Source organism: Rossellomorea pakistanensis, assembly GCF_016908495.1.
GTDB classification, from domain to species: Bacteria; Bacillota; Bacilli; order Bacillales; family Bacillaceae_B; genus Rossellomorea; species Rossellomorea pakistanensis.
Window position 1 is genome coordinate 965,750 of sequence record NZ_JAFBDZ010000002.1, and the last position, 13,622, is coordinate 979,371.

The following is a 13,622-nucleotide window of genomic DNA, read 5'->3' on the forward strand; positions in this document are numbered from 1 at the left end:
GTTTTCTATGCAATCAATCATCGATATACAAAAAAGATTATTACCAGACCTGCTTGAAACTATGCAAAAGCGGTATCATATTTTGCGCTCGATTCGTTTTATGGAACCTGTCGGCAGGAGAAGCTTAGCAGGATCTCTTGGTTTAACAGAACGAGTTCTTCGAGGAGAAGTAGAATTTCTGAAGGACCAAGATCTCATTGACATTAAAACCTCCGGGATGACGATCACCGAAGAGGGAAACAAACTTCTTTTTCAACTAGAAGAAATGATGAGAGAGGTTTCAGGTATAAACGAATTGGAAGCAAAATTAAAAAGTTTGCTGCATCTCCAGGAGATCGTCATTGTTCCCGGGAATAGTGATGAATCACCTTGGGTAAAAGAAGAATTAGGAAGAGCCACTGCACAAAGTATGAAACAACGATTAATAGGAAAGAATATCATCGCTGTCACTGGTGGTTCAACGATGGCATCCGTTGCCAAAAAACTGACGCCTGATTTTTCGAAAAATGAAACGTTATTTGTCCCAGCAAGAGGCGGGATTGGAGAAGACGTAAAAAACCAAGCAAACACCATTTGTGCAAAAATGGCAGAGAGAACGAGAGAGAAACATCGTGTACTCTATGTTCCAGATCAAGTGAGTAAGGAAGTTTATCAATCTTTTTTAAAGGAACCTGCCATAAAAGAGGTTTTAAACTTAATCACCTCGGCTAATATTGTACTGCATGGAATTGGGGATGCGATTACGATGGCCGAACGTCGAAAGACTGATTTAGAAGATTTTAAGAAAATCCAAGAAGGAAAAGCAGTTGGAGAGGCATTCGGATATTATTTTGATGAAGAAGGAAAAGTCGTACATAAAGTGGCGACAATTGGCCTTCAGCTTGAACATTTATGTGAGATTCCTAATGTCATTGCTGTTGCAGGAGGCAGCTCTAAAGCAAAGGCGATTCAAGCCTACTTCAAGAGTGCTCCACACTCAACCGTATTAATCACGGATGAGGGAGCAGCTAAGCAGCTTTTAAAAGGTAACCCTTTTGAAATATAAATTTATATATAATCTTAAATCATTTAAGGAGGAAGTTATTCATGGCAACTAAAATTGGTATTAACGGATTTGGGCGTATTGGACGTAATGTATTCCGTGCAGCTTTAAACAACGAAAACGTAGAGGTAGTAGCTGTAAATGATTTAACAGATGCAAACATGCTAGCTCACCTTTTACAATATGATACCGTTCATGGAAACCTAAATGACAAAGTAACAGTTGACGGTGATTACCTTGTAGTAGGTGGTCAAAAAATTAAAGTTCTTGCAGAGCGCGATCCTGCTCAACTTGGTTGGGGAGATCTTGGTGTAGAAGTTGTCGTTGAATCTACTGGCCGCTTCACAAACCGTGCAGATGCTGCGAAACATTTAGAAGCTGGAGCGAAAAAAGTGATCATCTCTGCTCCTGCAAAAGATGAAGATATTACAATCGTTATGGGAGTTAACGAAGACAAATATGATGCCGATAACCATCATGTACTTTCAAACGCTTCTTGTACAACTAACTGTTTAGCACCATTTGCGAAAGTATTAAATGACAAGTTTGGTATCAAGCGTGGAATGATGACAACCATCCACTCTTATACAAACGACCAACAAATCTTAGACTTACCACATAAAGATTATCGTCGTGCGCGTGCAGCAGCTGAGAACATCATCCCAACTACAACGGGAGCTGCCAAAGCTGTATCACTCGTACTTCCAGAATTAAAAGGGAAATTAAATGGTGGAGCGGTTCGTGTACCAACTCCAAACGTATCATTAGTTGATCTTGTGGCAGAATTAGATAAAGAAGCAACAGCGGACGAAATCAATTCTGCTCTAAAAGAAGCGGCTGAAGGAGAACTTAAAGGTATTCTTGGCTACAGCGAAGAGCCATTAGTATCTAGCGACTACAATGGTAACCCAGATTCTTCTACAATCGACGCTTTATCTACAATGGTTATGGAAGGAAACATGGTGAAAGTCATTTCATGGTATGATAACGAAAGTGGTTACTCTAACCGTGTAGTAGACCTAGTAGAATATGTTGCTTCAAAAGGTCTTTAATTTTTAATTCCAAAAGTATATCCTATTTAAAGGATTGTGACACTCTTTTAAGACTTTTAATGGATAAATTGTGTTACAACCTCTATAATGAAAAGGGATGAAGGGGAGAGGGGTTGTTCCCTACTCCCCTTTTTGCTTTTTAACTATTCGGAAGCTTAATGCTTTCTAAGAACAAGAGGAGGGCCTTTTGAAATGAATAAGAAAAGTATTAAAGATGTTGATTTAAAGGGTAAACGTGTTTTCTGTCGTGTCGATTTCAACGTTCCAATGTCTAATGGGAATGTAACAGACGATACGCGAATCCGAGCAGCTTTACCTACTATTCAGTATTTAATAGACCAAGGTGCTAGAGTCATTCTGGCGAGTCACTTGGGCCGTCCTAAAGGTCAAGTAGTAGAGGAGTTACGACTAACTCCAGTAGCAAAGAGACTATCTGAGTTGCTTGACAAAAATGTGGCAAAAGCCAATGAAGCCTTTGGAGAATCCGTACATGCAGAAATTAAAAAGCTTGCTGAGGGGGACGTCTTGTTACTTGAGAACGTTCGTTTCTATGAAGGTGAAACAAAAAATGATCCAGAGCTTGCAAAAGAATTTGCTGCTTTAGCGGATGTATATGTTAATGATGCCTTTGGAGCCGCTCACCGTGCACATGCTTCTACTGAAGGAGTTGCCAAGCATATACCTGCGGTTGCTGGTCTATTAATGGAAAAAGAACTTGAAGTACTTGGAAAAGCCCTATCAAATCCTGAAAGACCTTTCACTGCTATCATCGGTGGTGCAAAAGTAAAAGATAAAATCGGTGTTATTGATCATCTTCTTGATAAAGTAGATAATCTGATCATTGGTGGCGGTCTTGCCTATACTTTCGTCAAAGCACAAGGACATGAAATCGGGAAGTCACTGCTTGAGGAAGATAAAATTGACTTAGCCAAGCAATTTATGGAAAAGGCCGAAGAGAAAGGCGTTAAATTCTACATGCCTATAGATGCCGTCGTTGCAGATGATTTCTCAAACGATGCGAATATTAAGAATGTGGATATTGATTCGATTCCATCTGACTGGGAAGCATTAGATATCGGACCAAAAACAAGCGAATTGTTTAAAGATGTAATCCAAAGCTCAAAGCTAGTGGTTTGGAATGGTCCTATGGGTGTATTCGAATTAGAATCCTTTGCGAACGGCACAAAAGCCGTTGCAGAAGCACTAGCTGATGCAACAGATACATACTCTGTCATCGGTGGGGGAGACTCTGCTGCCGCTGTTGAAAAATTTGGTCTAGCTGATCAAATGAGTCATATTTCAACAGGAGGAGGCGCTTCACTTGAATTTATGGAAGGGAAACAGCTTCCTGGAGTTGTCGCCTTAAACGATAAATAAGAAAGGATGATCGAAATGCGTAAACCAATTATTGCAGGAAACTGGAAAATGCATAAAACAATGTCAGAGGCAAAGGTATTTGCAGAAGAAGTGAATGGACTTACTCCTGACGTAGAAAAAATTGACACGGTCATTTGTGCTCCAGCCCTATTTTTAGAGCGTCTAGTCGATTGCACAAAAGACTATAAACCAGAAATTGGTGCTCAAAATATGCACTTTGAAGAAAGCGGAGCCTTTACGGGTGAAATCAGCCCAGTTGCGCTTGCTGACTTAGGCGTGAAATATGTGATTCTTGGTCATTCCGAGCGTCGTGAAATGTTCAATGAAACAGATGAATCAGTTAATAAGAAAACGTTAGCAGCATTTAAGCATAACTTAACTCCGATTGTTTGCGTAGGTGAAACGTTGGATCAAAGAGAAGCGGATCAAACAAAAGCGGTAGTAAGTGAGCAAGTTAAAAAAGCTCTTACTGGTTTAACAGAAGGTCAAGTGAAGGCTACGGTTATCGCTTATGAGCCAATTTGGGCGATTGGTACAGGAAAATCTTCCACTGCAGAAGATGCTAATGAGGTATGTGCTCATATTCGTAAAGTGGTGGCAGAGCAGTTTTCACAGGATGCGGCAAATGAGCTTCGCATTCAATATGGCGGAAGCGTGAAGCCGAACAACATTAAAGAATATATGGCTCAATCAGATATCGATGGAGCCCTTGTTGGTGGTGCAAGCTTAGAGCCGCAATCTTTCCTACAACTTCTGGAGGCAGGTTCTAATGAGTAAATCACCTGTTGCTTTAATCATCTTAGATGGATTTGCACTACGTGAAGAAGACAAAGGAAATGCGGTTACAGCAGCAAATAAGCCTAATTTTGACCGTTACTGGAATCAATACCCACATCAAACGCTGAAAGCATCTGGAGAAGCGGTTGGTTTGCCAGAAGGACAAATGGGAAACTCAGAAGTAGGACATTTGAATATCGGGGCAGGCCGAATTGTTTATCAAAGTCTAACCCGTGTGAATGTGGCAATTAGAGAAGGAGAATTTGAAAAAAATCAAACCTTCTTGGACGCCATTGACCATGTGAAGAAAAAAGGAACAGACCTACATCTCTTTGGTTTGCTATCAGATGGTGGCGTTCATAGTCACATCAAACATTTATTCTCTTTGCTTAAACTGGCTGCAGAAGAAGGAGTCAAGAACGTATATGTTCATGGTTTCTTAGACGGACGGGATGTTGGTCCAAAAACAGCAGATAAATATATTCAGGAAACACAAGAGAAAATGAGAGAATACGGTGTTGGAGAATTTGCTACCATTTCTGGGCGATACTATTCAATGGACCGAGATAAGCGTTGGGACCGTGTTGAGAAATCGTACCGTTCAATGGTTTATGGAGAAGGTCCAAGCTATTCGAACCCATTAGAGGTCGTAGTGGATTCCTATAATAATGGAATCTTTGACGAATTCGTTCTACCTTCCGTAATCAAGAGAGAAAATGGTGAGCCGGTAGCGACGATAAAGGATGAGGATGCAGTGATCTTCTATAATTTCCGTCCTGACCGTGCGATCCAAATTTCAAATACGTTCACAAACGAAGATTTCCGTTCGTTTGACCGCGGTCCAAAGCATCCGAAAAACTTACATTTTGTCTGCTTAACTCACTTTAGTGAAACGGTGGATGGCTATGTTGCCTTTAAGCCAACTAATCTGGATAACACCTTGGGTGAGGTCCTTTCACAAAACGGTTTAAAGCAATTAAGAATTGCTGAGACGGAAAAATATCCTCATGTTACGTTCTTTATGAGCGGTGGACGCGAAGATGAATTCCCTGGTGAAGAAAGGATTCTCATTGATTCCCCTAAAGTGGCGACTTATGATTTAAAGCCGGAAATGAGTGCATATGAAGTGACGGATGCATTGTTGAACGAAATTAATGATGACAAACATGATGCAATCATTCTCAACTTTGCCAATCCTGATATGGTTGGACATTCCGGAATGCTTGAGCCTACAATAAAAGCAATAGAAACAGTAGATGAATGCTTAGGGAAAATTGTTGATTTGATTTTAGAAAAAGGTGGGGCAGCCATCATCACCGCTGATCATGGAAATGCTGACGAAGTGGTTACTTTAGAAGGAAACCCAATGACAGCACATACAACAAACCCGGTTCCGGTTATTCTCACCAAAGAAGATGTCGAGCTTCGAGAAGGTGGAATTCTTGGAGACTTAGCCCCTACTGTTCTTGATTTACTTAATGTAGCAAAGCCGAAAGAAATGACAGGCCAATCTTTAATTAAAAAATAACGATCACAAGGAGAGATTTTCATGCCATTTATTACAGATGTTTATGCACGCGAAGTATTAGACTCCCGCGGAAATCCAACAATCGAAGTAGAAGTTTATACACAATCAGGCGCTTTTGGTCGCGCATTAGTTCCAAGTGGAGCTTCAACTGGAGAATATGAAGCGGTTGAGCTTCGCGATGGAGACAAAAGCCGTTACCTTGGTAAAGGTGTGCAGCAAGCCGTTGAGAACGTAAACGAAATCATTGCTGAAGAATTAATCGGTTATGACGTGACAGAACAAGTAGCCATCGACCGTGCGATGATTGAGCTTGATGGGACAGAAAACAAAGGAAAATTAGGTGCGAACGCGATCCTAGGCGTATCAATGGCCGCTGCACGAGCTGCTGCTGATTTCTTTGGTGTTGAGCTATACCAATATCTTGGAGGCTTCAACTCTAAACAGCTGCCAGTTCCAATGATGAACATTGTTAACGGTGGAGAGCATGCAGACAACAACGTAGATATCCAAGAATTCATGGTTATGCCTGTTGGTGCTTCCACTTTCAAAGAAGGTCTACGCATGGGCGCGGAAATCTTCCACAGCTTAAAATCTGTATTAAAAGAAAAAGGCTACAATACAGCAGTAGGGGACGAAGGTGGATTCGCTCCAAACCTTAAGTCAAACGAAGAAGCATTGTCCACAATCATCGAAGCAATCGAAAACGCTGGTTACAAACCAGGCGAAGAAGTGCTTCTAGCAATGGACGTTGCTGCTTCTGAAATCTACAATAAAGAAGATGGTAAATACCATCTATCAGGTGAAGGAGTCGTTCGTACATCAGAGGAAATGGTTGGCTGGTATGAAGAAATGGCTGCTAAATACCCAATCGTTTCAATTGAAGACGGATTAGACGAAAATGACTGGGAAGGTCACAAACTTCTAACAGAGCGTATTGGTCACAAAGTGCAACTTGTGGGAGACGATCTTTTCGTAACGAACACAAGCAAGCTTGCTCAAGGAATTGAACAAGGTGTTGGAAACTCTATCTTAATCAAAGTGAATCAAATCGGTACGCTCACAGAAACCTTCGATGCCATCGAAATGGCTAAACGTGCTGGATACACAGCTGTAATCTCTCACCGTTCTGGTGAAACAGAAGACAGCACAATCGCTGACATCGCTGTGGCAACAAATGCCGGTCAAATCAAAACGGGAGCTCCATCTCGTACAGACCGCGTAGCAAAATACAATCAATTACTACGCATCGAAGATCAACTGGCACATACTGCAGAATACCTTGGTGTGAAAACTTTTTATAATATTAAGAAGTAATGAATGAAAAAAGAGCTGATTCCAATTATTTTGGAATCAGCTCTTTTTAGTGTTTGGTGACGGAGGTAGCGGAGGCGTGTCGGGGTTGTAGCAGTAGCGAATTTTATATTAATTTGTCGAACGGTCAATATATGGCCTTCAACGGACAAATAAATGCTGATAACGGATGAATCAATTGGATCTGTGGACAAATTAACTCCTCTTTTGGACAAATAACTTAGACCGAAATCGATTATATTATATAGATTGTATGATATCAGCAATTATTGCATCGATATAAACCATAATTGCACGAGATTTTGATTTATTGTACGGAAAACTCCGTTAATTGTACAAAAGCGAAATAAATGGCATATTACACCCATTACATAAATCACCTAGCCCCAGCTAACAAACATTCTTCTAACTCACCGACACTATGAACAATTGTGGTCGATGTATACTCCGAAAGCTCTTCATATGTACCATACCCAAACGTAACCCCTATTGATGAAATTTGATTGTTATTCGCTCCGATGACATCATGCTTACGATCACCGATCATCAAAAACTGCTCATTTTCATATTCCGGATACTGATCCATCGCATACTTAATGATTTCCGTTTTTGAAATACGAGACCCATCAAGATTACTTCCGACTATTAGATCAAAGTATGGATCAATTTGAAAATAATCAACAATTTTTTCTGCAAAAAGAGTAGGCTTTGACGTTGCGATTACAATTAATTTATTATTAGTTTTTAATCGCTCTAGTAATTGTTGTATACCAGGATACAGGTGATTTTCAAACATCCCTTTCTCAACAAACCGTTCACGATAAAGCTCAATCGCTCGTTTAACCTCTTTCTCATTAAAGCCGTATTCCTCAGAAAAAGAGTCTTGTAACGGTGGTCCGATAAAAATTTCTAGCTTCGTAAGGTCGTTTACTGATATACTCATTTTTTGTAATGCATACTGTACAGATTTGGTGATGCCTACCTTTGGATCGGACAATGTACCGTCTAAATCGAATAAAATTACTTTTTTATTTCTCATAGTTTTCTCCTCCTGAGACGTTCAATATATTTTATCAGTAATACGAAACCTGTACTGATCCACATTCCTATTGTCCAATGTTTGACAATATGATAAACTTATCATATTGTCAGGTTCGTTTCAGGAGGTGGGTCTCGTGTATACATTAGCGGTTACTCTATTAGTGATTGTGTCAATTGCTCTAATTGTTGTCGTTTTACTACAATCTGGTAAAAGTGCAGGATTATCAGGTGCCATCTCTGGTGGTGCAGAACAGTTATTTGGTAAACAAAAAGCACGTGGAATTGATTTAATTCTACATCGCGTTACAATCGTGCTTTCCGTGTTATTTTTTGTTTTAACCATTGCTGTAACGTTCTTCTCTGATAAGTTATCATAAACTGGAACCTGGCCCGGAAATCGGGTCAGGTTTTTTTGCTTTATTAGAAAAATATGATGGTGCTTCTTACACTTGTCGAGTTAAACAGGCATTAATTGCCCCTTAGAAAATACGAAATTCTGGATTGTCACTCTGTACTTTGCTAAAAATAGAGAGTGAGCCTATAAATCAAACAAATTGTTTAAATTTACATAAAGGAGTTAATGATGATGAAAACAGTGTTACCAAAGCCATTTACGTTCGAAGCGGGTCCAAGAGCTGTCCTGCTCCTTCACGGATTTACTGGGAACTCTTCGGATGTAAGAATGCTTGGACGATTTTTAGAAAAGAAAGGCTACTCTTCCCATGCTCCCCATTATAAAGGTCATGGGGTTCCTCCTGAAGAGCTTGTCCATACAGGCCCAGAGGATTGGTGGCAAGACGTCTTAAATGGTTATGAGCACTTAAAAAGTAAAGGCTATGAAGAAATTGCTGTTGCAGGTTTATCTCTAGGCGGGGTATTTTCACTAAAATTGGGTTACACTGTACCTGTAAAGGGTATAGTACCAATGTGTGCGCCTATGTATATAAAAAGTGAAGAAGTCATGTATCAAGGTGTCGTCGACTATGCGCGAGAATTTAAAAAGTTTGAAGGGAAATCAGAAGACGTCATTGAAAAAGAAATAGAAGAGTTTAAGAACACGCCTATGAATACTCTTCGTGCATTACAGGAGCTTATCAGTGACGTCCGAAAAAATGTGGATATGATCTACTCTCCAACGTTTGTTATTCAGGCTAGAAATGACCACATGATTAATACGGATTCTGCAAATATTATTTATAATGAAGTCGAATCTGATCAAAAGAAAATTAAATGGTTTGAAGAATCAGGCCATGTGATTACATTAGATAAAGAAAAAGAACAATTACATGAAGATGTCTATCAATTTCTAGAGGGATTAGATTGGCAGGTTTAGTTGTATTGTCTAAGGAGGGATTTTTCGATGGATGAAAACATTCAAGAGCAGGTAGACCGACTTCTCACTTACATGAAGGACGAGGCATACAAGCCATTAACGGTTCAGGAGCTAGAAGCGGCATTTGGAATTGAAGGATCAACGAATTTTAAGGAATTTGTTAAAGCTCTTGTCGTCATGGAAGAGAGAGGTTTGGTCGTTCGGACCCGGAGCAATCGATATGGTTTACCTGAGAAAATGAATTTAATAAGAGGTAAGCTGACAGCCCATGCCAAAGGGTTTGCTTTTGTGATTCCAGAGGAGCAAGGTTTAGATGATATCTTTATCCCTCCTAATGAAGTCAATAATGCTATGCATGGTGACATCGTTTTAGCGAGAGTTTCGTCAGAATCATCTGGTTCACGCAGAGAAGGAACGATTGTAAGAATTATTGAAAGAGGAGTCCAAAAGATTGTTGGAACCTATACTGAAAGCAAACATTTTGGATTTGTGATTCCAGATGATAAAAAGTTTGCTAGTGATATCTTTATCCCGAATACAGCAAAGCTAGGGGCTGTAGAAGGGCATAAGGTGGTTGTCGAACTTACCTCTTATCCTGAAGGAAGAAAGAGTGCAGAAGGAGCCATCATTCAAATTCTCGGTCATAAAAATGATCCGGGTGTAGATATCCTTTCGATTATTCACAAGCATGGAATAACTATAGAGTTTCCAAATGAAGTCTTGGAGCAAGCGAATCAGACTCCAGACCAAATTGATGAATCAGAAATTAAAAATCGACGCGACCTGCGAAATGATACAATTGTGACGATTGATGGTGCCGATGCGAAGGACCTTGATGACGCTGTTACGGTCACAAAATTGGATAATGGGAATTTCAAGCTTGGTGTACATATTGCTGATGTCAGTTATTATGTAAAAGAAAATTCTCCCATCGATCAAGAGGCATTTGAAAGAGGAACAAGTGTTTATTTGGTTGACCGAGTCATTCCGATGATTCCACATCGTTTATCAAATGGAATTTGTTCTTTAAATCCAAAAGTCGATCGATTAACGCTCTCTTGTGAGATGGAAATTGACCCCCAAGGTGAGGTCGTTCACCATGAAATTTTCCAAAGTGTGATTCGAACCACAGAAAGAATGACGTATTCGGATGTAAGAGATATTTTAGTGGATAAAGATGAAGCATTAAGAGAACGTTATGCACCACTTGTTCCAATGTTTGAAAGAATGGAAGAGCTTGCATCGATTCTAAGGTCGAAGCGGATGAAGCGTGGCGCCATTGATTTTGACTTCAAAGAATCAAAGGTAATTGTCGATGATGAAGGACATCCAACAGACGTTGTCTTACGGGAACGATCTGTCGCAGAAAGACTTATCGAAGAATTTATGCTGATCGCTAACGAAACGGTTGCAGAACATTTTCATTGGATGGACGTTCCGTTTATTTACCGTATTCATGAAGACCCTAAAGAAGACAAGCTTCAACGTTTCTTTGAATTTATTACGAACTTCGGTTTGGTTGTGAAGGGGACGGCTAATTCGGTTCATCCAAGGGCTCTTCAAGAAATCATTGAATCGGTGGAAGGAAAACCTGAGGAAATGGTCGTCTCGACTGTTATGTTACGTTCGATGCAGCAGGCCAAATATTACCCTGAAAGCTTAGGGCATTTCGGGTTATCAACAGAGTTTTACACACATTTTACCTCCCCGATACGCCGTTATCCAGACTTAATTGTCCACAGGCTAATTCGTACGTATTTAGTGGAGGGGAAATTGGATGAGAGTACCCGTGAGAAATGGGATGCCCAGATGAGTGAAATTGCCGATCATACGTCAAGTCGTGAACGCCGTGCAGTCGATGCAGAGCGGGAAACGGATGAACTGAAGAAAGCGGAGTATATGGTCGACAAAGTTGGTGAAGAGTATGATGGAATTATTAGCTCTGTCACGAACTTTGGAATGTTCGTCGAGTTGTCCAATACGATTGAAGGACTTGTTCATGTAAGCTATATGACAGATGATTATTATCGCTATGATGAGCGGCATATGGCCATGATCGGGGAAAGAACTGGAAATGTGTTCCGTATTGGAGATGAAATTACGGTAAGAGTGGTGAAAGTCGACAAAGATGAACGGGCAATTGATTTTGAAATCGTGGGAATGAAGAGCAACAGGAGAGAAATCCCAGACGTCAAGAGCAGACCGTCCAACCCGAAGGAAAAGACAAGAAGTCGAACGAAAAATAATCAAAGGAATCGTGATGATGGGGAATGGTCTACACGACCTCCAAATGCCAAAAAGAAGAAGAAAAACAAACGCTTCTTCGAAAATGCACCCAAAAGCAAACGGAAAAAATAAGACATAGGACAGTAGACAGGAGCAAAGTCGCCTCTTCCCTTTGCTCCTTGTCCATTTTTCGCTATAATAGAAAGACTAGAGAGAGATGGGGGAGAGCATATGCCAAAAGGTGAAGGAAAATTAGTGGCACAAAATAAAAAAGCACGCCATGACTTTACCATTGAAGAAACCTATGAAGCAGGACTCGTACTTCAAGGAACCGAAATTAAATCAATTCGTGCAGGTCGAGTAAACCTAAAAGATTCCTTCGCACGGATTCGTAACGGTGAAGTCTATGTGTTTAATATGCATATCAGCACATATGAACAAGGAAATCGGTATAATCATGATCCATTACGTACACGTAAACTGCTTCTTCATCGTAAACAAATCAACAAATTAATCGGTGAAACCAAAGAAACAGGATATTCCTTAGTCCCGTTAAAGCTTTATATTAAAAATGGAGTAGCCAAGCTTCTAATTGGACTAGGAAAAGGGAAGAAGAAATTCGATAAACGTGAAGATCTTAAGCGTAAAGAAGCCAATCGTTCCATCCAACGTGAACTTGCACAAAGACAAAAAGGAAACTATTAAGACAGTCTCCTATAATCTTACAATTGCATTTTTCCGTAGATTTGTTATAATAATAAATGTCGACAGGTTAACCGCCTAACGACATGAACAATTGAATAGTTGACTTAAGACTCAACTACTCCCGTTCGCCCTTTCTAACATGGGGACGTTACGGATTCGACAGGGATAGTTCGAGCTTGAGTTGCGAGCCGAGGGGATCGTCCTCGTTAAAACGTCAAAGCCAATAATAACTGGCAAATCAAACAATAACTTAGCTTTAGCTGCGTAATAGCACTTTAGCTGTTCCTCCCTCCATCGCCCATGTGGTAGGGTCAGGGACTCACTCTTAGTGGGCTACGCCTAATTCCGCAGTCTGAGGATGATGGAAGAGACCAATCAGACTAGCTGCTCCAACGCCCGTCGATAGGCATAGGAGTTAGCGAACTCGCGAATATATCGACTACGCTCGTAGACGCTTAAGTGCCGATATGTCTGGACGTGGGTTCGATTAGTAAATAGTCGCCTTATGTGGTAACACATAAGTGAAAATTCGGCTTTATCGGTGAAACCTAAGTCACATCATTGTGATAAGGCAATGCCGAGCGGTATGTGGAGTAATCCAACAGCCGTGTATCGACTCATAGGCTGCCCTCTTATGGGGTGTAGTACTAGGATGCGAAAATCTGCCTGAGGTCTTTCAGGTAAATCTACCTTTCGCATAATACGCCGAAGGACCTGTAAACCAGGTTCAAGATATAGTCAGTGCCATGACGAAAGTATGGAATAGCACGTCCCACCGTCTCCACCAAATACATATTTGGTGGTTTTTTGATTTTTGTGACTTGAACCATATAATTATCGTGTTGCAAGCTTATGGTTCAAAAAACTTTTGGGAAAATTATGCTTTAATTCTTAAAACCCTATGTACAAACTAATGCCATGTTGTTGCTTTCATGTGACAACATGGTTTTTTTATGTTATTCAATAAATGTAGAGTAGTAGCAACACCAGGGCATATTCATTATATTTCCAAATTTAAAAAGTGATATTACAGGTGATGCAGCTGTAAAAAAAATCATGAATGAGTTGATGATAATCCACACTTTTGTTTAAATGTTGAGAAAGCATAACAGTCTTTAAATAAGATTAAAAATCTTAAAGCTGAAAATTACTATTGTTATCATGTTAGAAAATTTATAGGATAAACACGAATATTCGGCTCTTGAATTAAACAACTTTATTATCTCTACA

At 40.1% G+C, this 13,622-nt stretch carries 11 protein-coding genes, 1 other RNA gene and 1 pseudogene; 12 read left to right on the forward strand and 1 reads right to left on the reverse strand.

The window, feature by feature from the left end; genetic code table 11:
• Window positions 1-7: 7 nt before the first annotated feature.
• From JOC86_RS12410 to eno, 6 genes are all read left to right on the forward strand, one after another.
• Entirely contained in the window at window positions 8-1,045 is a 1,038-nt protein-coding gene (locus JOC86_RS12410; RefSeq protein ID WP_205173032.1) for a sugar-binding transcriptional regulator, read from the forward strand.
• 41 nt (window positions 1,046-1,086) lie between these two features.
• Complete coding sequence (gene gap, locus JOC86_RS12415; protein ID WP_205173035.1) at window positions 1,087-2,094, forward strand: type I glyceraldehyde-3-phosphate dehydrogenase; 1,008 nt, start codon at window positions 1,087-1,089, stop codon at window positions 2,092-2,094.
• A 192-nt stretch (window positions 2,095-2,286) separates the two neighbouring features.
• A complete protein-coding gene (locus JOC86_RS12420; RefSeq protein WP_205173038.1) occupies window positions 2,287-3,471 on the forward strand; it encodes a phosphoglycerate kinase in 1,185 nt (394 codons plus the stop codon).
• Between the two features lie 15 nt (window positions 3,472-3,486).
• Window positions 3,487-4,248, forward strand: a complete 762-nt coding sequence (gene tpiA / locus JOC86_RS12425; protein WP_205173041.1) for a triose-phosphate isomerase — start codon at window positions 3,487-3,489, stop codon at window positions 4,246-4,248.
• Entirely contained in the window at window positions 4,241-5,776 is a 1,536-nt protein-coding gene (gpmI, locus tag JOC86_RS12430) for a 2,3-bisphosphoglycerate-independent phosphoglycerate mutase (protein ID WP_205173044.1), read from the forward strand. Before tpiA ends, gpmI begins: the two co-directional genes overlap by 8 nt.
• Before the next feature lie 21 nt (window positions 5,777-5,797).
• Window positions 5,798-7,090: a phosphopyruvate hydratase gene (gene eno, locus JOC86_RS12435; protein ID WP_205173047.1), complete on the forward strand. Its 1,293-nt coding sequence runs from the start codon at window positions 5,798-5,800 to the stop codon at window positions 7,088-7,090.
• Between the two features lie 373 nt (window positions 7,091-7,463).
• Here eno and JOC86_RS12440 read toward each other — a convergent pair whose 3' ends face one another.
• Window positions 7,464-8,126, reverse strand: a complete 663-nt coding sequence (locus JOC86_RS12440; protein WP_205173051.1) for an HAD family hydrolase — start codon at window positions 8,124-8,126, stop codon at window positions 7,464-7,466.
• A gap of 136 nt (window positions 8,127-8,262) precedes the next feature.
• On the opposite strand from JOC86_RS12440, the gene secG reads away from it, so the two are divergent.
• The 6 genes and pseudogenes from secG to JOC86_RS24710 all read left to right on the forward strand — a co-directional run.
• The gene (gene secG, locus JOC86_RS12445; RefSeq protein ID WP_205173054.1) at window positions 8,263-8,505 is read left to right on the forward strand and encodes a preprotein translocase subunit SecG; all 243 of its coding nucleotides are present in this window, start codon (window positions 8,263-8,265) and stop codon (window positions 8,503-8,505) included.
• Window positions 8,506-8,714: 209 nt separating this feature from the next.
• Window positions 8,715-9,461, forward strand: a complete 747-nt coding sequence (locus tag JOC86_RS12450) for an alpha/beta hydrolase (protein WP_205173057.1) — start codon at window positions 8,715-8,717, stop codon at window positions 9,459-9,461.
• A 27-nt stretch (window positions 9,462-9,488) separates the two neighbouring features.
• The gene (gene rnr, locus JOC86_RS12455; RefSeq protein ID WP_205173060.1) at window positions 9,489-11,819 is read left to right on the forward strand and encodes a ribonuclease R; all 2,331 of its coding nucleotides are present in this window, start codon (window positions 9,489-9,491) and stop codon (window positions 11,817-11,819) included.
• Between the two features lie 99 nt (window positions 11,820-11,918).
• Complete coding sequence (gene smpB, locus JOC86_RS12460; RefSeq protein WP_205173063.1) at window positions 11,919-12,392, forward strand: SsrA-binding protein SmpB; 474 nt, start codon at window positions 11,919-11,921, stop codon at window positions 12,390-12,392.
• A 149-nt stretch (window positions 12,393-12,541) separates the two neighbouring features.
• Window positions 12,542-12,882: a transfer-messenger RNA gene (ssrA, locus tag JOC86_RS12465) on the forward strand.
• A 454-nt stretch (window positions 12,883-13,336) separates the two neighbouring features.
• Window positions 13,337-13,576 (forward strand): annotated as a pseudogene (locus JOC86_RS24710) (MBL fold metallo-hydrolase); the annotation flags it as partial.
• Window positions 13,577-13,622 lie beyond the last annotated feature (46 nt).